Genomic DNA, 24715 nt, shown 5'->3' with positions numbered 1-24715 from the left:
GTAGGCGGAGGGCGCTACCCGGTTTCCGGCGACGGTCCCGACGCCCACGGCACGGTCTGTGCTCGCCCCCTTCGGCCGGTGGTTCGTGGTCCACGCGATCTCGTCGACGCGCATATCGCCTGATGTCTCAGTTCGGAACCGAAGGTGGCGATCGTCCTCCCGCCGCTCAGCGCTCTGGCGACCATACGTCGCATGACACGATCACGGACCCGCCGGCCAGCCGCCATCTATGCAGTCCTGCAGGCCGTGACCGTGATGCTGGCGCTGTGGCTGTCCAAGCACTTCCAGGTGGCGCGGCTGGGCGCCACGCTCGTCGCCCTGGCCCCCACCCTGCCCGGCGCCTACCTCACCTGGGCCGCCTACCGTGACGACCGCCGCGAGGCCGCAGCGGACACCGACACGAAGGTGAAAACGCTGGCAGCCGTCGTGGCCGCGGCCGAGACCCGGCAGCGCGCCCAACTGATCGGCCCCGGCGCCCATCGCATCGACGTGACCTTCCACCAGCGCACCGAGCCCGCCAACAACGCGACCGGCGCCGCAGCCCACGGCCGCCTCACCGACATCGTGTCCTACTACCAGAACCTGCGCCCCGCCCGCCTGGCCATCACCGGTGAACCGGGCGCCGGCAAGACACTGCTCGCCCTGGACCTCATCCTCGGACTGCTGACCCACCCCGGCCGCACCGACGCTGCCCCCGTCCCGGTCCGCTTCTCCCTGGCCGACTGGAACACCGAGCAACCTCTTCAGGAATGGCTCGCCCACCAGGTCCACCAGCAGTTCCGGGACCAGGGCATCACCCTCGCCGACGCAACCACGCTGGTGAATGGATACCGCGTCCTGCCGGTCCTGGACGAGATGGACACCGACGCCACTCCGGCCGGCCGCCGCCGTGCCGCGCGCGCCGTGGAGCAACTCAACGCCTACCAGGACCCCACCGGCATCGCCCCGGTCGTCCTGACCTGCCGCACCACCCAGTACGCGGACCTGGCCGGCCTTGACCTGCGGATGCGTGAGGCCGCCCGCATCCAACTCGACGACGTCAGCCCCGGCCAGGCCACCGCGTACCTCACCGCCCGCAGCACCAGCCCCGACCGCTGGCAGCCGGTCATCGACACATTCACGACCGCACCCGGCGGCACACTGGCCCGCTCCCTCGCCACCCCCTGGCGCCTCAACCTGGCCGCAACCGCCTACGAAGAACGCCACCCCGACACCCTGGCCTACCTCCGCGAACCGGACCACCTGCTCACCCTGGCCTCCCCCAGCGCGGTCCGCGACCACCTCCTCGCCCGCTACCTCCCCGCAGCCGCCCAACAGCACCCCACCCGCCCCAACCACTACCGCCCCGACCAGACCCACCACTGGCTCGCCGCACTCGCCGCCCACCTCGCCACCACCACACCCACATCCACCGCCAGCAGCACCGACATCGTCCTCCACCAGCTGTGGCCCATGGCCGGTCCCCGCCGCGTCCGCACCGCCGACACCCTGCTCGCCGCCCTCCTCACACTCGCCTTCACCACCCTGATCCTGTCGCGTTCTCCCTGGGCTCCCAATCTCGCCAAACGTTCAGCGCCTCAGTGGCCGTGTTGCTTGCCCTGGGAAGTATCTGGCAGCCCAGTCGTGCACGCGTTCCAGAGCCTCAAAGGTTCCAGCCCCAGCGGCTGCGCAGCCCAACCCACCTCCGCCGACTCGCCCGGACTATCGCGGTCGGGCTCGTGTTCGGGCTCGTGTTCGGGCTCTCGGTCGGGTTCTCGGGCGGGTTCGTGTTCGGGCTCTCGGTCGGGCTCATACTCGGGCTCGCGGTCGGGCTCACGCACGGGCTCCTGTTCGGGCTCGTGGAACGCCTGAATGACGCTCAGCCGACAGACCCGCGTCATCCGGTGCGGGACGATCTCGCGTACGGGCTCGCGGTCGGGCTCATACTCGGGCTCGTGCTCGGGCTCTCGGGCTGGCTCGTGGACAGGCTCATATGGGGGTTCTCAAGCGGGCTCGCGTTCAAACTCGCGCTCGCACTCGTGTTCAAACTCGCGTTCGCACTCGTGTTCGGGATGGTGGTCGGGCTGTACTGGCTCTCTGGGGCTGGCCGCCGCTACCTGGTCTTCCTGCTCTGTATCCGGGGCCGACTGCCCTGGCGCCTCGGCACGTTCCTGAACTGGGCCTACGAAGCGGGGCTCCTGCGGATCTCCGGCGTCGCCTACCAGTTCCGCCACCGGGAACTCCAGGACTGGCTTGCCGCACACCCCACTCCCTAACAACCGCCCCACCGGCTGCCTGTACACGTACCCCCGCAACGGCCATTCCGACGCCTCGGACGTCACACCGTGAACGATGCCGAGCTGGTGGTAGAGGTCGGCGCCGACGTCGCCCGCGATCCCGTCGCAGGAACTTCGAGAATCAGTCGGCAACCTGTGTGCAACGCACGGGGTGTGAGCAGGACCTTCCCGTCCTCAGTCGGCGCGGGACACCATGCTGTTCTGGGCGGCTTCCAGTACGGAGAGCCAGGAGGCGACGTTCGGCTTGCGTCGCAGGAGAGCTCTGCGATCCCGCTCGGTCATACCTCCCCATCCCCCGAACTCGATACGCTCATCAAGCGCTTCGGCAAGACACTCAATGCGCACCGGACACCCCGCACAGACTGCCTTGGCCTGCCGCTGACGTGCACTGTCCGCGAACAGGCCGTCCGCGTCGGAACTGCCGCACGCGGCCCTCTCCCGCCACTCGGCCCTCGCACTCGTCACAATTTCCCTCTCCCCGCAGGCCGTCCCACCCTACGGCTCTGAAGAAAATGCCGACCCATCGCATCTCCGGGCCGTATGGACCTCGACACACCAAGCTTTCCCCGAAACAGCCAGGTCACCGCTAGTCCTGTGAGCGAGACGTGCCTGTGCCCCTTGGAGCTTCGGCCTCTGTGTCGCCGTCTGTGCGGAGAGGCCCACGAGTCAGCAGGGCGCCCGCCTCAGCGTCACGAGTCGCCCTGGTGTGCCGATCAGACCGAGCGCAACCTGGGCTGCATCGGAAGCCCCCTGCAACGGCAGGGGTGCGACTAGACCTCGATGAAGGCGATGACCACCACGGTCTTCAGCGCCGTCACCCAGTACAGGAGCCGGACGCGTTCGACGTCGTCGACGTACTGGCGCAGCTGTGGGCCGGTGCTGTCGCCGGGGAGGGGTTCGCCGGCGTCGGGGTCGACGGAGATGACGACCAGGGCGCGGTCCAGGGCGTGGATCTCCGCCTCGCTGGTGATGTTCTCCAGCTGCTTGGCGGCGGAGTCGGAGAAGACGATCCGGGCTCGGCGTGATCCGTGGGCCATCAGGCGACGGCCGGGCGCTGGGCTGCGAGCCGGGTGAGGTGCGCTTCGCGCAGCTCTTCCCAGGGCGTGCAGTCTTCTGCTGCGGGCAGGCCGTTGGCGGCGATGTCCTCCAGGACGGCGGCGAGCCGGTCGGCGCTCTCGCGGGTTCTGGCGGCGTACGCGCGGACCGCGTCGGCGGCCGCGGGCTCCAGCTGCTGCCGGGCGTGGTCGGCGGGGGCCGGCTGTTCGCTCATCGAGGGCTCCAGGGGGCAGGACTGGCGTCTGCTCCCACGGTATCGGCCGATCCGGCCTCCGGGGAGCGCTCCGGACGAACCGGCCCATACGAGGAGGCCGCCATGGGACGCGGTGCGGCGGCCCGTCACCGTGGAACCGGCTGGCGTACCGCCGCGGGCCGCGTGCGCGACGTCCTGGCTGGCGAGCGCGCGTAGCCTGCGGGCATGCGCTTTCGCTGGGACTGGCCCTGCTGGTTTGCCAGCGGTTCGCGTAGTACGGCGTAGTGGCGTTACCGGTCCGCCGGCCGCGCCGCGTTCCAGTCGTCATCGACCTCACGCGGCGCCGGCTCCCATCGAAAAGGTCGAACAGCGGTACTCGCTCAGCATGGTGGCGGCGACCCTGGCCGTGTTCCTTGTCCCGCTCGCCGTCGGCGCCGAGCTGACCGGCTCCCTGCTGCGCGCCATGACCTTCATGATCGTGGCCTCGCCGTGCGCGGTGGTGCTGGCCACCATGCCGCCGCTGCTGTCCGCGATCGCCAACGCGGGCCGGCATGGGGTGCTGGTGAAGTCGGCCGTGGTGATGGAGCGTCTCGGGCAGGTCGACACGGTCGCCTTCGACAAGACCGGAACGCTGACCGAAGGCACTCCGAGGGTCACCGACATCAGGCAGCTCGCCGGATCCGGCCTGGGCGAGAACGAGCTGCTGGCCCTCGCGGCGGCGGCCGAGCACCCCAGCGAGCACCCACTGGCCCGGGCCGTCGTGGACGCGGCACGTGAACGCGGCCTGGGGCTGCCGGTGGCTGTGGACTTCGATTCCACCCCTGGCGTCGGAGTGCGGGCGACCGTGGGCGGAAGTGTCGTCGCGGTGGGAGCGCCTGCACGGCTGATCGACGGGGCTGGGCACGCGAAGGCCGCCCGGGCACGGCTCCTGGTGGGCGAGCTGGAGGAGGGCGGTCGTACCGCGGTCCTTGTACAGGTGGACGGCGCCCCGGTCGGAGTACTGGGCATCGCCGACCGGCTGCGCCCCGACGCCGTTGCGACCACCGCCGCACTCACCGCGCTCACCGGCGCCCCGCCGGTGCTGCTGACCGGCGACAATCCGCGGGCCGCCGCGCGCCTGGCCGCCGAGGTCGGGATCGACGACGTACGAGCCGGGCTGCTGCCGCAGCACAAAGTGAGCGCGGTCAGGGAACTGGAGGTCGCCGGCCGCAGGGTTCTTCTCGTCGGGGACGGCGTCAACGACGCCCCGGCCCTGGCCGCCGCGCACACCGGCGTCGCGATGGGCCGGGCCGGCTCCGACCTCGCCCTGGAGACCGCCGACGCGGTAATTGTCCGTGATGAACTCGCCACCGTACCCGCCGTGATCGGCCTCTCCCGGCGTGCCCGGAAACTGGTCGTCCAGAATCTCGTGATCGCCGGGATGTTCATCGCCGCCCTGGTCATCTGGGACCTCGCCGGCACCCTCCCGTTGCCGCTCGGTGTCCTGGGCCATGAGGGCTCCACCGTCATCGTCGGTCTCAACGGCCTGCGCCTGCTGCGCGACGCTGCATGGCGGCGCGCAGCATCGGAGCAGGCCCGATGAGCCGCCGCACCCGAGGTGCCCCGGCGCCGGCGGACACGCCCGAACTACACGGTCACCGTCTGCCGCGGCTGCTGCTGCGGCACGCCCAAGGTCCCCGGCCTGGACCACCCTGCCCAACTCGCCTCACTCAAAGCCGAGCTGCGAGGCATCGCGAGGGTACGGGCCGTAAACCAACGTGATCGTCGTGCAGCCCCTCACCGGCCGGACACGCCGTGGGCGGGTCACCGGTCTGGCTCGGCCAGGTCAACGACGCCGAGGCGACGGCCGGCATCGCCACGTGGATACGGGCTGCAGGGCCGGGTCTCGCCGACCCGCCCGCCATCCTCGCCGTGTACGCCTTCGGCCCGTCCCGGCGCGTAAGACGAAGCATCGAAGCCTGATCTCTACGGGTGGGCGTGCAGCCTGTCCGGCACAAAGTCGTGGCTTTGCCGCCAGCCGGTCGGCATCCGGCGGGCGCCGCAGAGGTGAGGATGCCCCTCGTCGAGGTCCTGGTGCTCGTGCTTGATACTCGCCGCGGCGGACGACGGCCACAGCCGCAGCGCGAGCAGCGCGGCGAGCAGGGCGATGGCGCCCAGGGCGGGTCCGGCCGCCTGGAGTCCGGCGGCCGCGCCCAGCCAGCCGGCGAGCGGGTAGGTCAGCAGCCCGCAGCTGTGCGACAGGGAGAACTGCGCGGCGAACGCCGACGTCCGCTCCTGCGGCGGCGCCGCCCGCCGGATCAGCCGCCCGGTCGGCCTGAGCACCATCGAGCAGGTGGCGCCGAAGGTGGCCCAGGTGACGAGCAGTGCGCCCAACCGCCAGCCGCCGCTCCCGGCGGCCGTGACGACGGCGAGCGCGGCGAAGACCGCGGTCAGCAGCAGAGCGCCGCTCAGCATCACCGCACGAGGGCGCCGACGAGCTGTTCTACCGCGAAGGCGTCCAGACCGTCGGCATCGACCGCATCGTGCAAAAGGCCGGCGTCGCCAAGGCATCGCTCTACAACCTGTTCGGCAGCAAAGAGGAACTAGTCCAGGCTTACCTGGACGCCGGGCATGCCGACACCCGCGTACAGGTCGAGCGCGCCCTGACCCGGTTCCGGACACCACGCGAGCGTCTGCTGGGGGTCTTCGACGGGCAGGGCCAGCTGTTCACCGAGCCCGACTTCAACGGCTGTGCACACATGACGGCCAGCGCAGAGGCGCTGCGAGGCAGCCCCGTCGAGGGTGCCGCGGACCGGTACCGGCTCTGGGTGAGGACGCTGTTCACGGATCTGGCGCGGGAGGCCGGCGTCGCCGCCCCCGAAGACCTGGCACGGCAGCTGCACCTTCAGTACGACGGCGCGGGAGTCTCGGCGCGGATGGACAGGAACCCGTCCGCGGCGACGACCGCCCGCATGGCAGCCGCGTCGCTGTTCGACGCTACGGTCAAGGACAAGGAACTGGCCGACGCCGGGCAGTGATCCGGTTGAATCGGCTCCGCCGGGGCTCCCGAAGGGGATTCACCCTGATCCCGAAGCGCTGGGCGGCGGAAGCGCCGACGGATGGCTGACGCCCACCGCCGCCTGGGCCACGAGGCCTTCGGCCGGATCAACAAGGCCAGGAAGGCACGGTGGGTGTTCCCGACCGCGTCAGCGGCGCCAACCTCCTCAGGTTCTCCTGGGTGGAGATCGTCCGGCACCAGTTGGTCAAGGACAGGGCGTCCCCGGACGACCCGGCGGTGGAGTCGTACTGGGCCGAGCGGCGTCGCAAAGGACCGCTCCCGCCGGTCGACGGCATGACCGTGCACCTGCTTCAGGCACGACAGGGTCGTTGTCCTATCTGCGGAGGACTCCTGCTGCACGCCGATCATCCGCCGAGGCGGTGTTCTGACTGTGTGCCATTCGCCCCCGAGGGACCCGCCTGGCAGTTCGGCCCGAAGGACAGGGTGGGGCCCATCTACCTGACCGGTCGGTGTGCTGGCCTGGCCGGACGTGGTCAGTTGGGGAGTGTCAGGCGGAAGGTGGTGTGCCCGGGGCTGCTGGTGACGGTGGCGGTTCCGCCGTGGGCGGTGATGACGGCGTGGACGATGGCGAGGCCGAGACCGGTGCTTCCCGTAGTGCGGGAGCGGGCGTGGTCGGCGCGTACGAAGCGTCCGAAGACCTCGGGCTGGAGCTCTTCGGGGATGCCTGGTCCGTTGTCGCTTACGCTGACGGAAATGCTGGCCCGATCGGTGGTGAGGCCGATGGTCACGTCGGTGCCCGGTGGGGTGTGGGTACGGGCGTTGGCGAGGAGGTTGCCGATGGCCTGCTGGAGGCGGTGCGCGTCTCCGGTGACGGCGACTGGTTGTTCGGGGAGGTCGAGGAGCCAGTGGTGGCCGGGGGCTGCGGCGCGTGCGTCCTCCGTCGCGTTCAGGATCAGCAGGGTCAGGTCGACCGGCTCGTGTTCGAGGGGGCGTCCGGCGTCCAGGCGGGCGAGGAGAAGCAGGTCGTCGACGAGGCGGGTCATGCGCCGGGACTCGCCGTCGATGCGCTCCAGGGCGTGGCGGACTTCGGCGGGGACGGGGCCGCGGTGGCGCAGGGCGAGCTCGGCGTGCCCTCGGATGTTGGTGACGGGGGTGCGCAGTTCGTGGCTGGCGTCGGCGGCGAAACGCCGGAGCCGTTCCTCGCTGTCCTGGCGCCGGGTGAGGGCGTCCTCCACGTGGCCGAGCATGTGGTTGAGGGCGGTGCCGACCTGGCCGACCTCGGTGCGCGGGTCGATGTCGGGAAGTGGTTCCGGCATAGCGACCTCGCCGCTGGCGAGCGGCAACCCGGAGACCTCCGCTGCCCGGGCGGTGACTCGCTGGAGGGGGCGCAGGGAGATCCGTACCCACAGGGCCCCGGCGATGCCGGTGACCACGAGGGCGGCGCCGAACAACACGGCTTCGACCGCTTCGAGGCGGTGAACGGTCTCTTCCACCGGGTGCAGGGGCAGGCCTGTGATCAGAATGTCCTGGTCGTCGCCCTGGACACCCGTGACCCGGTAGGCCCCCAGAGTGGAGAGGCGGATGGTGTGTCCGTGTCCGTCAACGGGGATCCCCGTCAGGGCGCGGCGATCCCCGGGCGTGAGCTGGAGGGGACGGTCTGTGGCGTCATCGACGACGGCTGCCTGCGTGACGGCGCCGTTCAGGAGGCGGGCACCGAAGGTCGATTCGGCCTGGCCCCGGGTATCGGGGCGGTTGTCGGCGTCGGGTTTGACCTCGTGTTCCAGGCTGGCGGCGAACCGGCCGCCGGAGGCGGAGAGCTGTTCGTCCAGCCGCCCCATCAGAAAGCCCCTCAGAGCGAGGGCGGTGGTGATGCCGACGGCGAGGCAGGCGAGGGCGAGCAGGGTGACGAGTCCGGCGGTGAGCTGGCCGCGCAGGGTGCGGGGCAGCGGGCGCCTCATGGGGAGTCCGCCTTGAGGACGTAGCCGACGCCGCGCACGGTGTGGATCATCGGGGTTCGTCCGGCATCGATCTTCTTGCGCAGGTAGCTGATGTAAAGCTCGACGACGTGGGCTCGTCCACCGAAGTCGTAGGCCCAGACGCGGTCGAGAATCTGATCCTTGGACAGCACTCGCCGCGGGTTGCGCATGAGGAATCGCAGGAGTTCGAACTCCGTGCGGGACAGATCGACCGTGCTTCCGCCGCGTCTGACCTCCCTGGCTTCCTCGTCCATGGTGAGGTCTCCAACGGTGAGCCGGTTCGTGCCCGGCTCGGCAGTCATTCCGGCCCGCCGGAGCAGTCCGCGCAGCCGGGCCAGGACTTCTTCCAGGCTGTAGGGCTTGGTGACGTAGTCGTCGCCGCCTGCGGTGATGCCGGCGATGCGGTCCTCGACGGCGTCGCGGGCGGTCAGGAACAGCACGCACACGCTGGGTGCCTCGCGCCGAAGGGCACGCAGGATCTGCAGGCCGTCAAGGTCGGGCAGCATCCAGTCCAGGACCACCGCATCGGGCCGGAAGTCACGGGCCGTGGTGAGCGCGGTCGCGCCGTCTGCGGCAGTACGGACCTGCCAGCCCTCGCTGTTCATGACCCCGGCCAGCACATCCGTGACGTCGGGTTCGTCGTCGACGACGAGGATCCGTACGGGCTCTCCGTCGGGGCGGTGCAGAAGCGAGGGCGTACGCGGCGCGTCCATAGTTCCTTCAGCATGCCCCGGCACAGGCCACGGCAGGGCGAGTCGTGTCTCTGAGTTTCCTCTGAATCGGCGCTGAGGGCGGCCGACGGAGCTATTTCAGAAGGTACACAGAGGTTGGGCTGTGAGGCTGGCTACCCATCGCCGGAGCGAGCCTTATCCGGAGGAGCCCCATGACCGCCACATCCACCGCCACGTACGCGAGCCGCGGTATGCGCCACCGGCGCACGCGCCGCGGCGCCGTGTCCTTCCTGGCGCCGCTGGTGATCTGGGCCGGCGCCGCCGGGGTGCTGGCCCTGTGGTGGAGCGACACGACCTCGGTCGTCGGCCCGGCGGGCTGGCTCACCGGTGCGGGACGCATCACCGGGCTCCTGGCCGGGTACGCCTGCGCCGTCCTGCTGGCCCTCATGGCCCGCATGCCACTGTTGGACCACACCATCGGTACCGACCGGCTTGCCCGCTGGCACGCCCTGGGCGGCCGCTGCACCGTCTCTCTCGCCCTTGTTCACGCCTTGCTGATCATCTGGGGCTACTCCCTGACATCCCACACGAACGTGGTCAGTCAGACCTCCACGCTCGTCCTGGACTACCCCGACCTCCTCAAGGGCACGGCCGGCTTCCTGCTGTTCCTGGTCACCGGAGTCCTCTCGGCCCGTGCGGCCCGCCGCAGGCTGAGTTACGAAACCTGGCACTACTTGCACTTCGTCACATACCTGGCCGTATTCCTCACCTTCGGCCACCAGCTCTCCAACGGAGCCGACTTCGTCGGCAACCGCCCGGCTCAGGCCGCCTGGTACTCCCTCTTCCTCGGCGTCGCCGCGCTGGTCGGCTGGTACCGGTTCGCCGTCCCCCTGCGGCGCGGCCTGCGCCACCGCCTGCACGTCACCGCGGTCCACTCCGAGGCACCGGGCGTGGTCTCCGTCCACCTCACCGGCGAGCATCTCGACGAGCTGGGGGGTGAGCCGGGGCAGTTCCTGCGCTGGCGCTTCATGGCCCGCGGACTGTGGTGGACCGCGAACCCCTACTCCCTCTCCGCTCCCGCACACCCCGGCCATCTGCGCATCACAGTCAAGACCGCCGGCGGCCACAGCGCCGCGCTCGCCCACCTGGCGCCGGGCACCCGGGTGTGGGCCGAGGGCCCCTACGGCGGGTTCACCGCGGACCGCCGCACCGCCCCAAAGGTCCTGCTCCTGGCCGGCGGGGTCGGCATCACCCCTTTGCGTGCGCTCTTCGAGACACTGCCGGGCGACGTGACCCTCGTCTACCGGGCCCGCCGCCCCGACGACCTCGCCCTGCGCGGTGAACTCGACGCGATAGCCGCCCACCGCAGGGCCACCGTGCACTACGTCGTCGACGAACCCGCCGGATACTCCTCACCCCTCACCGCCCGGGGTCTGAGCGCCCTGGTGCCGGATCTGGCCGCACACGACGTCTACGTGTGCGGGCCGCCCGGCATGACACAGGCCGCGATCCAAGCCCTGCGCGATGCCGGTGTCCCGGCACGGCGCGTCCACCACGAGTCCTTCGCGTTCTGAGGAGAGCCGCCATGCGCCGAGCAGTCCTTACCACTACCGGGATCAGCGCCCTCGTCGTCGTGCTGCTCGCCCTCAAACCCCACCAGCCCCCCGCCCTCGCAGGAGTGTCCCCCCGGTCCTCCACATCCTTCGCGTCTCCGCACACCTCCGCGGGGGCCTCCACGGGGACGGGCACGTTCACCGGGGACCCCATCGACACCCAGTACGGCGCCGTGCAGGTCGCCGCCACCCTCTCCAAGGGAAAGATCACCGCGGTCAAGGTCCTCCAAGCCCCGGACCAGAACGGCCGCGACCAGCAGATCGCCGCCTACGCGCTACCCCGCCTCACCCAGGAGGCCATCGGTGCGCAAAGCGCGCACATCGACGCCGTCTCCGGCGCCAGCTACACCAGCCAGGGCTACATCCAGTCCCTGCAGAGCGCCCTGGACCAAGCCCATGCCTGACAAGCCTATGCCTCACACCGGACACGGACTGCGCCACGTCGAGCACGTCATGGGCACCGTCTTCTCCTTCGACATCCGCGACAAGCCCACCACCGCCATCCACCGCGCCCTCGCCGAGGCCGTGCAACACCTCCACCGGGTCGACGCCGTGTTCTCCACCTACCGGCCCGACAGCCACATCAGCCGCCTCGACCGCGGTGAGATCCGCCTGGACGACTGCCCTCCCGAAGTCCACGAAGTCCTCTCCCTCTGCGCACAGGCCACCCACGACACCGACGGCTGGTTCAGCATCGCCCTCGCCGGAACCCTCGACCCCTCAGGACTCGTCAAAGGCTGGGCCACCGAAGCCGCATCCCAACTCCTCTACGAAGCAGGCGCGCACCACACCTGCGTCAACGGCGGCGGCGACCTCCAACTCCACGGCCAGCCAACCCCCGGCACCCCCTGGCGTATCGGCATCGCCCACCCGCTGCACCCCGGCAAGCTGGCCACCGTCATCACTGCCCACGGCGACCTGGCCGTCGCCACCTCCGGCACCGCCGAACGCGGCGCCCACATCCTCAACCCACACCACGGCACACCCGCCACCACATTCGCCTCCCTCACCCTCATCGGCCCTCGTCTGACCTTGACCGACACCTATGCCACCGCAGCCTTCGCCAGAGGCGATGGCGCGCAGAACTGGCTGGAATCATTGGACGGCTACGAAGCGCTCGCCGTCCTGCCCGACGGCCAGGAATGGCGCACACCAGGATTCCGTCGATATGGATCATGAGACAGGACACGGACTCAATCCCGCCCGCAAGAAACGGGCGCCTCCCCATCACGGCCGCGGCTTGCCCACCGAAGGCACCGCACGAGTCGAACTCGTCTGTTGCCCAGCGTTGAACACCAATTCCGAAGGAGCCCCCTGCGGGACTCGATCGGCCGTTGGTTCGTCTGGCTGCCGATTCCCGATGAGTCAGGTCACGCGCAGTCCGCCGTCGACGAACAGGTCGAGGGCGTTGACCCCGGTGTTGCGGAGGACGAAGTCGGTGGCATCGACAACCTCCGCCGTCGTCACGAGGCGTCCAAGAGGGGTGCGCGCCAGGTGGGGGTGCTCGGGCGCGTCGCGCCACTTGACGCTGTCTCCCACCACGCCCGGGTGGATCGCATTGATGCGGTGGGGTGCGATTTCCACGGCCAGGGTCTTCACCAGGCCGGTGATGCCGCTGTTGAAGGCGGTCACCATGGTGGAACCGGGGTAGGGGCGTTCCTTGGCCAGGCCACCGAAGAGCACGACCGACGCGCCCGGGTTGAACCGGTCACGCAGGGCTCGCACGGTCTCGGTGTAGCCCACCAGTTTGGTGGTCACGGACTCGATGGCTGCGGCGATATCGAAGTCCGCGAGGGAGTTGACGCCCTGTTTGATGGCGGTGATCACCAGGTTGTCGACCTCGCGCACATCGCCGAGCGCGGCGGCGATCGTCTCCGGCTGCGACAGGTCAATGGCCAGGCCTCTGGTCAGGCCGCCGATTTCGCCGGCCACCGTGTCGGCGTGCGCCGTGGTGCGGCTGGTGATGAGGACAGTGTCGCCACGGTCGGCGAATCGCTGGGCTACGGCGCGGCCCAGTCCGCTGCTTCCTCCGACGATGATCGAAGTAGTCACGACTCAGTGGTCCGTTCAGGTCGACGGGTGGCTGACAAGAAATTCCGTACCAGAATTGAGGCCCGGGACCGGAACGACGGCCCCGTACGGGCTACGACGGCGACCTCCTCAGGTAGTCGACGGCGGCGAGGTCGTCCCTGTCGTGGCCGGCCGCGACGGTCGCTTGCAGGCGATCCCGGACGGCCTGGAGCAGAGGGCTGGGGGTGGCGGCCGCCGCGGCCAGTTCGATGTCCTTCAGGGCGAGTTGCACCGCGAACCCGGGCGCGTACGAGGCGTCGTCCATGGCGCCTACTTTCTGCAACTCGTACGGCATGGCGAGCGGGCCGGCCTCGAGCACTCGAACAAACGTCGTGTGGTCGATGCCGAGTGCGTCGCACAGCGCGAGGACGTCGCTCATGGCGACCGTCGAGGCGGCCATCCAGGCGTTGACCACGAGCTTGACGGCGCTGCCCTCGACTCCCGTCCCGACGTGGAGCACGGACGAGCCGAGATCGTCGAGCAGGGGACGCGCCCGCGTAAGGACGTTTTCGGGACCGGCGACAAGCCAGACAAGCTTGCCCTGCCGAGCGGGAGCGGTGCTTCCCGAGACCGGTGCGTCGAGGTACGCAACACCGTGATCACGAGCCAGGCCTGCCAGCACGCCGGCGTACCTCGGTCCCACCGTGCTCGCCTGCACCCAGACGGCGTCGCTGTCGAGCCGGCCGAGGGCACCTGACATGACCTCCGTGACCGTCTCGCCGTCACGGAGCACAGTGATGACGACGGACGCGCCGGAGACCGCAACGTCCACCGCCTTCACTGCCGTGACGCCGGCCGCTTGCTCCGCAACCGCGCGGGCCCTCTCCTCCGTACGGTTCCACAGCCGTACCTCGTGGCCGGTATCTCCGAGACGCATCGCCATCGCGGCGCCCAGTGCGCCTGCTCCCAGAACAGCGACAGTGGAAGCGTGAGACATGAAAAACACCCCTTGTCTGTTTCCCCCCATGCTCATGTTCCGCCGGCAACCCGAGTCCCTCCTGGCAAAGAACCGCAGCGTCCTTCACGAGCAACAAGTCGAAGATCGGCGAGTCGGGCCGATGGCATCCGGACCTGGCCGCCGGCTCACGAACGCCGGCAACTTCCAGCCGTCGCCCGCCACCTCGGCCTCGCGGTTCCTCACGGCCCGGGATGCAGAGCATCGATTCGAGGCCGACGCAGGAAGCATGTCGCGGACAGAACAACCAGGAGACCTTCGATGACCAGGCTGAACAGCCCCAGGCGTTCTGCCCAATTGCCGTGACCAGCGGTGACCGAGGTCGAGGGAGTCGAGGCGGCTGACGCGCAGCAGACCACTACTGCTGATCAGTAGGTGCCGCCCTCGGGCAGCAGGAACGTACCGCCCCCGGACTATGTCCTCGCGGATATCGTCCGGGGGCGGGTTTTGTTCTGCGCGCCCCGGTCCGGTGGTGCGTCGTGGGTTCAGCTCACAGCGACGCCGTAGGGGCTGGTGCCGAGGGTGACCGTCGCGACGACTTTGCGGGATGTCGGGTCGATGACTTTGAGGGTGCCTGCTCCCTGGTTCGTGACGTAGATAGCCTCTTTGGTGACTTCCAGGTTGAACGGGTCGGTGCCGGGAGGGCCCAGGGCAATGGTCGCCGAGACGCGGTGGCTGCTGGTGTCGATCACGGACACGTTGCCCGGGCCGAGATCGGCGGAGTAGGCGAAGTGGCCGTCGGGCCCGATGGCCACGTCAAAGGGGCCCTCGCCGACCTGCACGGCCGTCGCCTTGCCGGTACGGGTTGCCACGGCAAGGACCTGCCTTCCCACTTCGTCGGCGACATAGGCCGACTTGCCGTCCGGGGTGATCGCGACGCCCACCGGGGAGCGCCCCGTGGGAAGAGTCCGGTCGACCCGGTGCGTGCGGGTGTTGATGGCCGACAGGCTGCCAGACCCCGAATTCGCCACGTAGGCCGTACCGCCGTCGGGACTGAACGCCACGTTCACCGGGGACTTGCCGACCGAGATGGTCGCGGTTACCCCGTTGGTTCGGACGTCGATCACCGAGACGGTGTTCGAACTGCCGTTGGTGACGTAGAGGGAGTTGCCATCGGGGCTGAGGCCGACACCGGTGGGGCTTTTCCCGACCGGCACGGTTGCGACGATCTTGTTGTTCCGGGTGTCGAGGACCGAGACCCGGGCCGAACCGCTGTTGGCGATGTACACGTGCTTGCCGTCCTTGGTGACCGCGACGCCTTCGGGCGCCACGCCGGCCGGCACCGTTGCTACGACCTTGTAGGTACCGGCGTCGATCACCGAGAGCGTGTTGTCCTGCTGGTTCGTGACATACACGCGGCCACTGCCACCGGCGCGGGCGGCCGCGGCCGGCACATGGGCGGAGTCCCTGCGGACTGGGGCGGTGGGCGTACAGGAGATCAACAGCATCCCGATGCCTGCCGCGAGTACCGGTCGGAGCGTCCTGCCGGGTCGCCGACGGCCGCTGCCGACTCGGGTCCGCAGGGCAGAGAACATCTCGCCTCCTGTGCGTGTTGCGAATGGTTGGGTCCGGGACCGGGCTCTGGTGGCCGGGGAAGGATCAGGCCAGGAGCCCGTGGGCGTAATAGTCCTTCTCGTCCCGGACGCCCGGAAGCGCAAAGAAGTAACCGCCGCCCCGTGGGCTGATGAACGGCACCAGTGCTTCGCCTTCCAGCCGCTTCTGCATGGCGATGTAGGTGTTCAGCTCCTGCTGGAAGCAGACGAATGCATGCCCCATGTCGAGTTCCGGCAGGTTGGGGCTCCGGTCGTAGTCGTAGCTGCGACGCAGGATCGTGCTGGTCGCCGCGGTCTGCGGAGTCTGGGGGTTGGCGAGGCGGATGTGCGAATTCAGCGGGGTGATCAGACCCTGCGGATCGTTGGTGTAAATGGGGTCGAAAAGATCCGTGGCGTTCTCGCCCACGGCGTACATGGGAGCGCCGCTCGCCTTGCGGCGGCCGAAAATCCGCTCTTGTTGAGCAATGGGCACCTTCTGCCACGCCTCGATAAAGAAGTGCACGATACGCACCGCGTGGTACGTGCCGCCCGCGGCCCACTCCGGTTCGCCGCTCTTCGGCTGGACCCAGACGACCTGATTCAACTGGACCTCGTCGGAGAGGGTCGGGTTGGAGATGCCGTCCTTGAAACCGAACCAGTCGCGCCGGACACCGACGGGACGCTCCGGATTGCGCTGGCCGTCAATACGCCAGCGCAGCTTCGCCGCGGACTTGGTGTGCATCAGGATGTCGAGCAGTGCGTGCACCGTCGTATCGCGGTGATCGGCGCAGATCTGGATCAGCAGGTCACCCTGGCTCAGCGCGGGGTCCAGGTCGTCATGGCGAAAGGGCGTCATCTTGACGAGCTGGACCGGCTTGCGCGCGCTCAATCCGTATCGGTCGTCGAAGAGGGACGCGCCCACTCCGACTGTCACGGTGAGACCATCCGCCACAAACGTGGGACCCATGATGCCGTTGTCCGTCGGCGTTGCGGTCGGGGGCACCTCCGGTGGCCTACCGCCCGCCGTGAGGAAGCGGGCTCGCGAGGTCAGAGTACGGAACAGATCGGTGAGTTCCGCATGATTGGAGGCGGTCACATCGAGCGAGACGAAAATCGCGTCCTGTTGGGGCACAGTGGCGATGCCTGCCTGGTGATGGCCGTGGAACGGAATCGTACGGGATTTCGGTTCCGCCTTGATTTCGACGATCGGCTCGGCGCTCGCCGCGCCGCCGCCCAACACGGTCCCACCCGCCGCCCCGGCCACGCCCGCCGCAGCACCGTGAAGAAACGACCGCCGCGCAAACGCACTCGCCGGGCACCCTCCGCCACTCCACCCTTCATCCAGGGACGCGGACGTCTCTTGAGCCATGGTTCCCCTCAGGCAAGGATCCAGGCGGCAAACCGTACGGTGCCACCGCGATCGGATTCCGTGAGCCGGCCCCGGCCCACAAGGCGCGCGACCGCGTGCGGCAGCCCAACCAGCGTCGATTGCCACCAGTTACATGACTATTCCGCAAAACGTAATATATTGGACGTACGCGCTCGCGCCACTTGGAGAGACGCCCTTTGGCCAACCCCTCCATCGCTGACGCGGCGTCGCGCTGACGTTGGTGACGGGCGCGGGGGACGCGATCAGCTTCTTGGCCCTCGGCGGAGTATTTACCAGCGTCATGACCGCGAATCTGGCACTGCTGGGCCTGGCAGTGGGTTCGCGTGATCTCATCCTCAGGGGACACACGCATTGGTGGCCTTCGGCGGAACCATCTGCGGCGCGCTTGTCGTTACCCGATCGCCATCGGAAAGAGAGGCACACTGGGAGGCGGGGTTCAAGCCGCCCTGGCCCTCGAGTTGTTGGTCCTCGGTGGCTCCTGGTCTGCTGGATGGCCACCTCCGGAATGTCCGAGTCGGGAACGCGGATCGGACTGCTGGCATCTGCGGCCCTTGCCATGGGCTGTCAGGGCGGGCTGGTACGTGGCACGGGAGGCCGCAACGTGTCGACCGCTCCGTCAGCCACTCCGTGGAACCATCGCTCGCGGCGGTGACGGCGATGGCACCGCACATGCCGTCGGCGACGAGCCGAGGCATGCGGCGGCCAGAAGCACAGGCCCGGCCCATCGCCGCACGCCACTCGTCGGGCTGGACAGGACCGTCACAGTCCATAAACGTGCTGATGCGGACACCCTCGTACTGCGCGGTGAGCAGCACCCGGTGCCGGGTGATGAACTGCCAGCCGTAGGCAAGGGTGCGACTACCATCCGGTCCGGCTACCGCAGTCCAGCCGAGTACGAGGCCGTCCGCCTGGCGGCCTGACTACCACGCTGATGGTGTCCGTCAAAGCGGAACAAGCTCAGAAGGGAGAGGAGACGCTCGTGACGCGGCGCCGGTACGAGGGAGTTCCGCATTCGGACACAGGGCGCGCCGAAGCCTTCAGTGACGGCGTCCTGGCGATCGTCATCACGCTTCTGGTGCTCCATCTGAAGCCTCCCCCGATCGATGCGGGTCGCCTGCTGGCCCAGCTGCTCAACCAGTGGCCGACCTATCTGGCCTATGTCGCCTCGTACCTCTACATCGCCGTCGTATGGCTCAACCACAAGGCGGCATTCCAGCGCATCAAAGTCATGACCCGTGGCCTGCACTGGGCCAACCTCGGCGTGCTGTTCTCCACTGCGCTGCTGCCCTGGCCCACCGCGCTCGTCTCCGAAGCCATCGCGGAGGCCAACCCACCGGACGACCGGGTCGCCGTCGGGCTCTACGCGATCATCGGCTCGATGCTATGGGTCAGCTGGATGATCTTCTTCCACGTGCTCTTCCGCCACCCCGAGCTCCTCGAAGACAGCGTGGACGAGACCTTCTTCCACGGCGAACGCCTTCGAGCCTTCGTCGGAGCCCTGCTTTACGCGGCCGCCGGCCTGGTCGGCGTACTGACCATCCCTGCTCTCGCGCTCGCAATCTTCGTACTCCTACCGCTCTTCTACGGCATCACGAGCCACGGCTACGCCCAGCTGCAAGTCCTCGGGCGCCGCCGCCTGCCACCCAAGCGATGAGGTGCCGTCAGCGCCTGCCCTGGTGTCTCAGACGGGCACTGGGGCACCCCATGGCCCGGATGGGTGCGTCCGAGCGGGCGACCGCTTTATATGACGCAGGTCTCACCCGGTGGTTGTGGGAACTGAAACGCTCCGCTCCCTGTACGCAAGGTGCCGCCCGAAGCCGTGAACACCCCGCGCGGGCACTGCCTCCTGAACTGCCGTCGAAACGCTGCTCTGCGTCGTGAACAGAGCCACACGCATCTCCGGAAACTCGCGAAGCAAAAACGGGAGGTGACAGCCAGCGAGTTGGAGAGCGGCGGATCGGCCGGTGTTGGCCCCTCAGACGCCTGGGCTGGAGAGCGGGACCGATCGCTAGTGGAGGCGGTCGATCCGGCCGTGTTGGAGTACGGCGGCGTGGCCCGACAACTTCATAAGGGCAGGTAGGTGGGTGACTGCGCGCGAGCGGCGGGGGCAGGAAGCCGTCGGCAGCCCGGTGGACTCGGCCCACATCCTGACCTCGCTCCGCTCGGCGAACGCTGATGCGCCGTGGGTCCAGAAGGCCGGCTCGGGTCCCCTGGCGGCACGCCGCCACGGGACCCGAGCCGGCCAGGGGGACCGGCGCACTATCGCGACGGCTATTCGTAGCCGAGGACCTTGAAGTTCTTGCTCACGAAGATGTGGTGCGGCCAGTTGACGCTGATGTTGTGCACCTCATACTCGCCGTTGCTCAGCTTCACCACCCGGTCGTTGATGCCTCCGGGGACGACGGCCTGCGCGGCCTTGATCGCCTTGTCCGCCGCCGCCCCGCTGACGATCGTCCCCTCTCCTTCGGTGTAGTCCGGGATCTGACCGACCGACTTCGCCGGTGACGGTGTCCCCTGCTTGAAGGGGGTCACCCCTGCCGCCTCGGCAGCCGCAACTCCGCCGTCGCCCCGGGGTTGCACGATGACCTGGGTAGCTGTGATGGTCGCGCTGTCGACCGTCCCCAGGACGAGGACGCTTGCGCCCTCCTTCACGGCGCGCATCGAGGCGCGGTGGGTTCCCTTCTTTGATTTCGTGGAGGACGCCTCGGTGACGGCCACCTCCACACCCGTTGCTGTCGAAAAGGTGAAGCCCGACGTGGACGTGGTGTCGACGATGCCGGTCGCACCCCCGGCAGACGGCCCAGCCACGGGCCCGCCACCGGCGGGCCGGCTGGGCGTTGCGGTCGGTGAGGATGTGGCTGTGGAAGAAAGGGACAACGCGGACGACGAGGAAACCGCCGCGGCGGACGTGCCTGCGTTGGCCAGTCCGGCCAACGCACTCGTCAACCCGGCGGCCACAATCAATCCGCCCTTCTTCTTCGACAGCACCCGCCGCACCCTCGGGCGGCGTGCTTGCACGGCCATGGTCGCCGGGACTGAGCCGGCCGGCGAGTGGCTTGTCGGGTCATAGTCATTCATGACTGCTCCTCATCGCGTGGGCTGCCGAGCCTGCTGGCCGTGCATATGAGGACGCTGTAGTTGAACTGAGAGCCTCCTAAGAGGGCATCTGGCCCCGCTGGTGCTCGTACGAGGCCGGCATCTGCCCCTGCGGCTCCGGTCACCACGACCAGTGCGTCAGCGCAGGCGGCCCCCACGTCGACGAGGATGAGGCGACGGACATCAAGCTCCGGCACGTGTCGGAACTCATCATCGACTGGGCCCGCACCGGACCACTCTGCTCCGACATCCGCACCGAACTCGACCACCACGTCGCCCAGCACACACCGCACGCACTCGCCGACGAGTAACCGATTGGGAAGCTTCAGACGGGGTGCTGCGGCCCCGGTGCAGTACAAGGGCGCGGACGGGGTCCGCAGGGGGCACGCGGACCGCGATCGTGGTCGACGGCCAGGAACACGCGGTGGGTGTTTTCTGTCGAACACGATCCAGGCGGGGGAAGCTCACCGCACGCGCTCCCCGACCTCGAACTGGAATGGGCAGCCGGATGACGGCGGCGGCCGTGCCGGGAGTAAAAAGGGCGGTGCGGTGGCGCCGTGCGCAGCCGGCGGCAGCGGCGGCCGCGCACGGCAGGGGCGCCCCGTGCTGTGCTATGCGTACGGCCGGGGAGCCCACCAGCATCGTCACACGGGTGATGAGACATCGCCACGCAGCACTGCGTGGTGCCACAGCCGGTCTGGGAGCGGGTTGTACGGTGCGAAGGCCGCACGTGTTCGTCCGAGCGCGCAACAAGGTCCTGCCCGTGCCCCATCCTTCACGGGCTGGTGTGTTGATGTCCCCGGTCAGTCGGCATCCCCCGACGGCCCCGGGGCATCACGCACAGAACACCGACTCTCGTAGCCGCCACGTCCTGCGCTGCGCCGGAGCGTAACTCGGGTGAGCGGGAGCGCCGTGCGCAGCCATCACCGAGCGAGAGGCGGCTCACGCACGGCTGGGCATTCCGTGTGGTGCAGTGCGCGGCAGGGCGCCCGCCAGCATGCTGTGCCGTCGTTGAGCAACACGGCTCATGAGCAAAGGTTCCGATGACAACGGAACCACGGTTGGAGAAGGGGGAGCCGTTCGGATCCGGCGGCCTCTGACCCGCCGGAGCCCGGAGGCCGCCGCCGACGCGCAGCAACACCCGCAGGCGCCCCGATCCCCCGAGGAGCTCTCCTTCCCGTCGCCGGCCGCCATTACCAGGGAGGGGCGGGTACAAGAGTGCTGAGGGGGATGCCTGACCCCACACCAAGCACGCGCACACAGCCTGACCAGCCGTTTCCCTCCCCGCAGCCGGAAGCCTGCCGCGGGCCACCTCGTGGACAAGTGCCTGACGCACCCGCCCACCTGGATGCGAGCACTGTGGCAACTACTCCCACGCCCCTGGGAGCACTAGCCGATCGTCCACGGTGATCGGTGCGGGGAGAAGACACAGGACACGGCCATCGCCGGGAACCACGCCGACGACGAAGTTGTCCTCGCTGGGCCCCAGAATCCCAGGTCGTAGAGCCGCTGGCCGTCCTTGACCAGCCGGCGCTCGTGCTTGCCCGCCACATTTGGTACCCGGACGGGATCAGGTCCGGCCTGCGGCCTGAGCGTGAAGTGCGGTAGTTGCGGCAGGCCCCACTCGCCCAGGGCAGACCGGTCGCCCTGGGGGATGTCCCACTCCTGAGCTACCCCGCACCCGGCGTGAAGGCGAACTGGCTCCCGGATTCGACTGCGGCAGCGACGGCCGGCGGGCACGACGCTGCCGGCCGGGAAGGGTGGCTACGACGGCCAGACCATTCGCAGGACAACGGCGCGGCGCACCCCCGCATCCAGCATCGCCTGCGAACGATGCTGCCCGTTGACGTAGCCCGGCCCCTTGGCGGGCTGGATGGCGTCGGCCACGCTGAACAACGTGGCGAGTGCCTCGCTTCTGCCAAAGGCCCGTCCCAGCCGCGGCAGCGTGGGCCAGGGCGTACTCCTCCATGTCCTCCGCGGCGATGCCCTCTGTGCGGGCCCGCTTCAGCACGTCCAGCGCCATCGCGCTGACCGCATGCCAGTCGCCGCCGTGATACCAGCAGCACTCCCGGGGCTCCCGCCGCGGCCAGACCTGACGTGCCCAGCGCCGCAACCACGTCACCCCGGTCGGCATGCATGCCGGTTCCCTGAACGGGCGGGGCTGGGCCAGTCGGACCATCGCGAACTTCTCGAACACCAACTGCGGTTCCGGCTCGTCGGGACGTGGAACGTAGCCGGTGCCACGGTCCTGATCGACCCGTGCACCCACCAGTTCCTCCAGCTGTCCCACGGTGATCGGCAACCAGCGTGGCGTCCGCGGCTGGTAGGGCTCTGCCTCGGCGAACCTCACCAGCTGGAAGCCCGTCTGCAGGGCCGCCCCGTCGGAGGCCAGGTGCCGCTGCACCCACACCGGCGGGCCGCCCACTGGCGTACTCGATCGCTCTTAACCGTTAGTCGTGACACCGAGCTTCAGCCGCTTTCCGTTCTTGTTGGCAGGGCGGCCGCGAGCAAACTGCGAACGCTGCGCGCCCGCGTTGCTCGTCGAGCGGCCCCGGCCTGACGGGGGCTTGCGTTCCATCCGGTGGTTCCGCTCGTCCCGGATGAACTGCTCGACAGGCTTGTGCAGGTTCGTACCCGTGGGCTCAGGCAGGTTCTTGAAGAGTTTGTTGTCGTACCAGGAGTGCCTCTTGTCCCACACCCGGGACAGAGCGTCCAACCAGTCCTGATGCTCGCGCTCGGGCACGTCACAGACCGTGAGGAAGACCAGCATCTGGTCCTTGCTGAGCATGGTGGTGCCGTCGAGCATGCGGCGCATCGTGGTGCGAGGAAGGCGGCCCAGACCGGCCCGGCGTTCCATCTCGCGGAGTGGCATCGCACCGGTCCGGTGGTACATCTCACGCAGAGCGGCACGTAGTTCCGCCGCGTTCTCGACCAGTCGGGGCAGGGGCGCGCTGCCGAACGCAAGCGCAGCGCTGTGCTCCACGGCTCGCCCGTGGCGCCAGCGGCGACGGGCCTGCTCCAACGATCCGCCGCAGGCCACGGCATACGCCTCCACCACCGGCAGGCGCGGGATGTGCTTGCCGCTCGCAGCGCGCTGCAGCGTGGTGGCCGAGTACGCGTTGCCGGTCCTCGCCGCAAGCTCGACATACGTGAGCTGGGCGTTGGTACGGATCTCACGCAGCCACCCGGCGAGAGCCAGGAGACCCAGGTTGAGCGTGGCGATCGGCTTCTCAGGACGTCCCATGACGCTCCCTCAAACCATCGGCAGGGACAGCGGGACCCGGCGGCCGAAGCGCAGTGTCACCACCGCCCCCACCGCGATCAGCCCGGCACCGGCGAGCAGTTGGAGGACGGGGCCCAGATCCATGCCGCCCCACGCGAGTGCGACGCTGGTCAGGACGATGACGATGATGACGACGGTCTCGGTTCCGGTGAGACGGTGCGGGGCGGGCGTACGGCCCCCCGCGGCATGACGTTTGCGGCTCATGCGAACTCCCTGTTGGGATCAAGGGCGGCTGCACTCGTGGGTGTCGCCGCCGGCGACTGCGGACTCCTCACCACACCTGAACGGTGGCACGTCCAGGGGATGTAACTGCATGGTGCCCTATGGCCCGTAAGGACCCCACCAGTTGATGCGTCCACGGGCCCATCTGGGATCCTGTTGGCCAGCTGCGCAGCTAATCCACACGGACCAGCCCCGCTGACCTGCATTGTTCTCACGCGGTGTACGGAGCTCCGTACGGTTGATGCACCTGCGACCCAGCTTCGGCACGGCGAGCTTGCACCCCTACAGGTAGGGATGCGACGCTCCATGACAGGTTCCAACTCCCCCGCCGGCTGCGGACTCCTCCCTACCAAACGGGCCAGAACCTTCGGGAACCGGCGTGCGTGGCAGCACCCGGCCCAACGGTGAGGGCCGACCTGCGACCAGGTCGGCCCTCTGCCATGCCGTGGAGACGGCGAAAGACAGCACCGTGTTGCGCGCGGGAACTCGTTGTCAGCGATCACGCAATTCGGCTCTGTCGGGGATCTTGTGATGTCGCAGGGTCATGGGCCCAGGAGTACGCGTTGGCGTAGGAGGTCGAGGTTGGCTCGGCCGTAGGTCATGCGCTTGATGAGCTTGACGCGGGTGACGTGCCCCTCGACCTGGCCGGAGCTCCATGGCGTGGAGAGCCCTGCGGTGACGGCGTCGAAATCGCGTCGCAGGCCGCTGACCAGGGAGTGGAGGGCTGGGAGGTCGTCGGCAAGGACGCGGTCCATCCAGTCGGGGAGTTGGTCTCCGCGGAGGTGGTGGAGCATTTCGGCGAAGTCGTGGACGTGCCGTGCGGCGGCGTCGAGGTGAGGGCAGGCGGTGCGGATCTCCTTCAGTTCCTCGGCGTCGGCGGCCGCGATGTGCTGGGGGTGCGTCATGATCCAGCGGATGACGCGTCGGGGTTTGGGGGCCGGCCTGGGCTGCGGCCGGGAGACCGGCTGCTGCTTCCGTCCTGGTTGGCGGGGAGGTCTGAAGGCGCGGAAGTAGCGGCGGAGGCACTGGACGCTCCCGGTGAATCCGCGTTCGCGTAGTTCCCGGTGGAGCTGGGGAATGTCGTGACAGCCCTCTAGCCAGCGGGCGTGGAGGTGGGGCTTGTGCTCGTCCAACACGGACAGTCGTCCGGTGGCTTTGACCAGGAGTTCGTCGAGGCTGGCGGCGCGGGCGAAGCGGCGGACGGTGGAGTGGTCCAGCCGCAGTGTCCGGCCGATCGCCGCCAGGGACTTTCCCTCGGCCAGCAGGGCCTGGACCGCGGCGTATCTCTCTGTGGCCAGGCCGCATTCGTGGCGACCCCGGTCATGGCGGAGGCAACCGCGAGGGACCTGGTCATGCCATTCACCCAACTAGGCAGAGGAAATCC

At 69.0% G+C, this 24715-nt stretch carries 24 protein-coding genes and 3 pseudogenes; 11 read left to right on the top strand and 16 right to left on the bottom strand.

All coding sequences use genetic code 11. The features are described from left to right. Positions 1–192 precede the first annotated feature (192 nt). Together HEP85_RS38270 and HEP85_RS38265 are read left to right on the top strand one after the other, a co-directional pair. Positions 193–1851, top strand: coding sequence for a hypothetical protein (locus HEP85_RS38270; protein ID WP_168531988.1), 1659 nt, complete (start codon positions 193–195; stop codon positions 1849–1851). Between the two features lie 32 nt (positions 1852–1883). Then, a complete protein-coding gene (locus HEP85_RS38265) occupies positions 1884–2255 on the top strand; it encodes a hypothetical protein (protein ID WP_168531987.1) in 372 nt (123 codons plus the stop codon). Between the two features lie 195 nt (positions 2256–2450). On the opposite strand, the gene HEP85_RS38260 is transcribed toward HEP85_RS38265, so the two are convergent. The 3 genes from HEP85_RS38260 to HEP85_RS38250 all read right to left on the bottom strand — a co-directional run bounded on the left by HEP85_RS38260 (position 2451) and on the right by HEP85_RS38250 (position 3546). Next, positions 2451–2741, bottom strand: coding sequence for a WhiB family transcriptional regulator (locus HEP85_RS38260; protein WP_168531986.1), 291 nt, complete (start codon positions 2739–2741; stop codon positions 2451–2453). A gap of 305 nt (positions 2742–3046) precedes the next feature. Beyond that, on the bottom strand, positions 3047–3313 hold the full coding sequence (locus HEP85_RS38255) for a hypothetical protein (RefSeq protein ID WP_168531985.1): 267 nt from the start codon (positions 3311–3313) through the stop codon (positions 3047–3049). Further along, entirely contained in the window at positions 3313–3546 is a 234-nt protein-coding gene (locus tag HEP85_RS38250) for a hypothetical protein (protein ID WP_168531984.1), read from the bottom strand. Before HEP85_RS38250 ends, HEP85_RS38255 begins: the two co-directional genes overlap by 1 nt. 331 nt (positions 3547–3877) lie before the next feature. Between HEP85_RS38250 and HEP85_RS38245 the strand changes: the two are divergent. Together HEP85_RS38245 and HEP85_RS38240 are read left to right on the top strand one after the other, a co-directional pair. Beyond that, positions 3878–5107 (top strand): annotated as a pseudogene (locus HEP85_RS38245) (heavy metal translocating P-type ATPase); the annotation flags it as partial. Positions 5108–5122: 15 nt separating this feature from the next. Next, a pseudogene (locus HEP85_RS38240) lies at positions 5123–5487 on the top strand ((2Fe-2S) ferredoxin domain-containing protein). A gap of 3 nt (positions 5488–5490) precedes the next feature. On the opposite strand, the gene HEP85_RS38235 reads toward HEP85_RS38240, so the two are convergent. Continuing rightward, positions 5491–5979 (bottom strand): MFS transporter, encoded by a 489-nt coding sequence (locus HEP85_RS38235; RefSeq protein WP_369658025.1) that lies wholly within the window; start codon positions 5977–5979, stop codon positions 5491–5493. 68 nt (positions 5980–6047) lie between these two features. Between HEP85_RS38235 and HEP85_RS38230 the strand changes: the two genes are divergently transcribed. Continuing rightward, entirely contained in the window at positions 6048–6542 is a 495-nt protein-coding gene (locus HEP85_RS38230) for a TetR/AcrR family transcriptional regulator (RefSeq protein ID WP_248002273.1), read from the top strand. A gap of 514 nt (positions 6543–7056) precedes the next feature. Here the strand turns inward: HEP85_RS38230 and HEP85_RS38225 are convergent. Both HEP85_RS38225 and HEP85_RS38220 read right to left on the bottom strand, forming a co-directional pair. Then, on the bottom strand, positions 7057–8481 hold the full coding sequence (locus HEP85_RS38225; RefSeq protein ID WP_168531982.1) for a cell wall metabolism sensor histidine kinase WalK: 1425 nt from the start codon (positions 8479–8481) through the stop codon (positions 7057–7059). After that, complete coding sequence (locus HEP85_RS38220; RefSeq protein ID WP_168531981.1) at positions 8478–9212, bottom strand: response regulator transcription factor; 735 nt, start codon at positions 9210–9212, stop codon at positions 8478–8480. The genes HEP85_RS38225 and HEP85_RS38220 overlap by 4 nt, the downstream gene beginning before the upstream one ends. 170 nt (positions 9213–9382) lie before the next feature. Between HEP85_RS38220 and HEP85_RS38215 the strand changes: the two genes are divergently transcribed. Genes HEP85_RS38215 through HEP85_RS38205 form a run of 3 tightly spaced genes read left to right on the top strand, consistent with a single transcriptional unit; the run spans position 9383 to position 11962 of the window. Further along, positions 9383–10744 carry a ferric reductase-like transmembrane domain-containing protein gene (locus HEP85_RS38215; protein WP_168531980.1) on the top strand — a complete coding sequence of 454 codons (1362 nt, stop codon included), beginning with the start codon at positions 9383–9385 and terminating at the stop codon, positions 10742–10744. An 11-nt stretch (positions 10745–10755) separates the two neighbouring features. Then, positions 10756–11187 carry an FMN-binding protein gene (locus HEP85_RS38210; protein WP_168531979.1) on the top strand — a complete coding sequence of 144 codons (432 nt, stop codon included), beginning with the start codon at positions 10756–10758 and terminating at the stop codon, positions 11185–11187. Further along, positions 11180–11962, top strand: a complete 783-nt coding sequence (locus HEP85_RS38205; protein WP_248002272.1) for an FAD:protein FMN transferase — start codon at positions 11180–11182, stop codon at positions 11960–11962. Before HEP85_RS38210 ends, HEP85_RS38205 begins: the two co-directional genes overlap by 8 nt. A gap of 186 nt (positions 11963–12148) precedes the next feature. Here the strand turns inward: HEP85_RS38205 and HEP85_RS38200 are convergent, their stop codons facing one another. The 4 genes from HEP85_RS38200 to HEP85_RS38185 form a co-directional block, all read right to left on the bottom strand. Continuing rightward, positions 12149–12835, bottom strand: a complete 687-nt coding sequence (locus HEP85_RS38200) for an SDR family oxidoreductase (RefSeq protein ID WP_168531978.1) — start codon at positions 12833–12835, stop codon at positions 12149–12151. A gap of 91 nt (positions 12836–12926) precedes the next feature. Next, on the bottom strand, positions 12927–13826 hold the full coding sequence (locus HEP85_RS38195) for an NAD(P)-dependent oxidoreductase (protein ID WP_168531977.1): 900 nt from the start codon (positions 13824–13826) through the stop codon (positions 12927–12929). Positions 13827–14293: 467 nt separating this feature from the next. Beyond that, positions 14294–15256 (bottom strand): beta-propeller fold lactonase family protein, encoded by a 963-nt coding sequence (locus tag HEP85_RS38190; protein ID WP_369658024.1) that lies wholly within the window; start codon positions 15254–15256, stop codon positions 14294–14296. A 151-nt stretch (positions 15257–15407) separates the two neighbouring features. Then, on the bottom strand, positions 15408–16604 hold the full coding sequence (locus HEP85_RS38185; protein WP_248002271.1) for a Dyp-type peroxidase: 1197 nt from the start codon (positions 16602–16604) through the stop codon (positions 15408–15410). 337 nt (positions 16605–16941) lie between these two features. On the opposite strand from HEP85_RS38185, the gene HEP85_RS38180 reads away from it, so the two are divergent. Both HEP85_RS38180 and HEP85_RS38175 read left to right on the top strand, forming a co-directional pair. Continuing rightward, entirely contained in the window at positions 16942–17382 is a 441-nt protein-coding gene (locus HEP85_RS38180) for a DUF1275 family protein (protein ID WP_168534473.1), read from the top strand. A 279-nt stretch (positions 17383–17661) separates the two neighbouring features. Beyond that, positions 17662–18384 carry a TMEM175 family protein gene (locus tag HEP85_RS38175; protein WP_168531974.1) on the top strand — a complete coding sequence of 241 codons (723 nt, stop codon included), beginning with the start codon at positions 17662–17664 and terminating at the stop codon, positions 18382–18384. A 617-nt stretch (positions 18385–19001) separates the two neighbouring features. Here the strand turns inward: HEP85_RS38175 and HEP85_RS38170 are convergent. After that, complete coding sequence (locus HEP85_RS38170; RefSeq protein WP_168531973.1) at positions 19002–19808, bottom strand: hypothetical protein; 807 nt, start codon at positions 19806–19808, stop codon at positions 19002–19004. An 86-nt stretch (positions 19809–19894) separates the two neighbouring features. Here HEP85_RS38170 and HEP85_RS38165 point away from each other — a divergent pair. Further along, positions 19895–19990: pseudogene (locus tag HEP85_RS38165) on the top strand (DUF6248 family natural product biosynthesis protein); the annotation flags it as partial. A gap of 1225 nt (positions 19991–21215) precedes the next feature. Here the strand turns inward: HEP85_RS38165 and HEP85_RS38160 are convergent. The 5 genes from HEP85_RS38160 to HEP85_RS38140 all read right to left on the bottom strand — a co-directional run bounded on the left by HEP85_RS38160 (position 21216) and on the right by HEP85_RS38140 (position 24698). Beyond that, positions 21216–21377, bottom strand: coding sequence for a hypothetical protein (locus HEP85_RS38160; RefSeq protein ID WP_168531972.1), 162 nt, complete (start codon positions 21375–21377; stop codon positions 21216–21218). 213 nt (positions 21378–21590) lie between these two features. Beyond that, a complete protein-coding gene (locus HEP85_RS38155) occupies positions 21591–21713 on the bottom strand; it encodes a hypothetical protein (RefSeq protein WP_282189878.1) in 123 nt (40 codons plus the stop codon). 556 nt (positions 21714–22269) lie between these two features. Beyond that, entirely contained in the window at positions 22270–23070 is an 801-nt protein-coding gene (locus tag HEP85_RS38150; protein WP_168531971.1) for a helix-turn-helix transcriptional regulator, read from the bottom strand. A gap of 9 nt (positions 23071–23079) precedes the next feature. Beyond that, positions 23080–23313: a hypothetical protein gene (locus tag HEP85_RS38145; protein ID WP_168531970.1), complete on the bottom strand. Its 234-nt coding sequence runs from the start codon at positions 23311–23313 to the stop codon at positions 23080–23082. Positions 23314–23873: 560 nt separating this feature from the next. Then, positions 23874–24698: a transposase gene (locus HEP85_RS38140; protein WP_168531969.1), complete on the bottom strand. Its 825-nt coding sequence runs from the start codon at positions 24696–24698 to the stop codon at positions 23874–23876. Between the last annotated feature and the right edge of the window lie 17 nt (positions 24699–24715).

It is taken from the genome of Streptomyces sp. RPA4-2 (assembly GCF_012273515.2).
GTDB lineage: Bacteria > Actinomycetota > Actinomycetes > Streptomycetales > Streptomycetaceae > Streptomyces > Streptomyces kaempferi.
Note: the sequence above shows the minus strand (reverse complement) of the source record. Positions and strands in the feature narration are given on the sequence as shown.

Excerpts from the sequence above, each read along its gene's own strand:
- HEP85_RS38215 (WP_168531980.1), top strand. The coding sequence starts at position 9,383 with ATGACCGCCACATCCACCGCCACGTACGCGAGCCGCGGTATGCGCCAC.
- HEP85_RS38170 (WP_168531973.1), bottom strand. The coding sequence starts at position 19,808 with ATGAATGACTATGACCCGACAAGCCACTCGCCGGCCGGCTCAGTCCCG.
- HEP85_RS38235 (WP_369658025.1), bottom strand. The coding sequence starts at position 5,979 with ATGCTGAGCGGCGCTCTGCTGCTGACCGCGGTCTTCGCCGCGCTCGCC.
- HEP85_RS38250 (WP_168531984.1), bottom strand. The coding sequence starts at position 3,546 with ATGAGCGAACAGCCGGCCCCCGCCGACCACGCCCGGCAGCAGCTGGAG.
- HEP85_RS38190 (WP_369658024.1), bottom strand. The coding sequence starts at position 15,256 with ATGCTGTTGATCTCCTGTACGCCCACCGCCCCAGTCCGCAGGGACTCC.
- HEP85_RS38255 (WP_168531985.1), bottom strand. The coding sequence starts at position 3,313 with ATGGCCCACGGATCACGCCGAGCCCGGATCGTCTTCTCCGACTCCGCC.
- HEP85_RS38205 (WP_248002272.1), top strand. The coding sequence starts at position 11,180 with ATGCCTGACAAGCCTATGCCTCACACCGGACACGGACTGCGCCACGTC.
- HEP85_RS38195 (WP_168531977.1), bottom strand. The coding sequence starts at position 13,826 with ATGAGCATGGGGGGAAACAGACAAGGGGTGTTTTTCATGTCTCACGCT.
- HEP85_RS38145 (WP_168531970.1), bottom strand. The coding sequence starts at position 23,313 with ATGAGCCGCAAACGTCATGCCGCGGGGGGCCGTACGCCCGCCCCGCAC.
- HEP85_RS38225 (WP_168531982.1), bottom strand. The coding sequence starts at position 8,481 with ATGAGGCGCCCGCTGCCCCGCACCCTGCGCGGCCAGCTCACCGCCGGA.
- HEP85_RS38175 (WP_168531974.1), top strand. The coding sequence starts at position 17,662 with ATGGTGTCCGTCAAAGCGGAACAAGCTCAGAAGGGAGAGGAGACGCTC.
- HEP85_RS38220 (WP_168531981.1), bottom strand. The coding sequence starts at position 9,212 with ATGGACGCGCCGCGTACGCCCTCGCTTCTGCACCGCCCCGACGGAGAG.
- HEP85_RS38270 (WP_168531988.1), top strand. The coding sequence starts at position 193 with ATGACACGATCACGGACCCGCCGGCCAGCCGCCATCTATGCAGTCCTG.
- HEP85_RS38150 (WP_168531971.1), bottom strand. The coding sequence starts at position 23,070 with ATGGGACGTCCTGAGAAGCCGATCGCCACGCTCAACCTGGGTCTCCTG.
- HEP85_RS38210 (WP_168531979.1), top strand. The coding sequence starts at position 10,756 with ATGCGCCGAGCAGTCCTTACCACTACCGGGATCAGCGCCCTCGTCGTC.